1 protein-coding gene is annotated in these 203 nt (G+C 68.0%); it reads right to left on the reverse strand.

The features are described from left to right. Window positions 1-197: WD40 repeat domain-containing protein (locus tag LCE31_RS40225; RefSeq protein WP_225023287.1), on the reverse strand; the 197-nt coding region annotated here is incomplete at its 3' end. Window positions 198-203 lie beyond the last annotated feature (6 nt).

A 203-nucleotide genomic window follows, 5' to 3' on the forward strand; every position in this document is an offset into this window, starting at 1 on the left:
CCGGCCCCACCAGAGGGAAGGGGGTCACCGACGGGTTTACGGGTCCCCGGATTCCACAGCCTCACCGTGCCGTCGTCGTAGGCGGCGGCAAGGAGAGACCCATCACGACTAAACGCCAACCCGTACACGGGGCCAGCCCCACCAGAGGGAAGGGGGTCACCGACGGGTTTACGGGTCCCCGGATTCCACAGCCTCACCGTGCC

Source organism: Streptomyces sp. 8L (genome assembly GCF_020176795.1).
Taxonomy (GTDB): Bacteria; Actinomycetota; Actinomycetes; order Streptomycetales; family Streptomycetaceae; genus Streptomyces.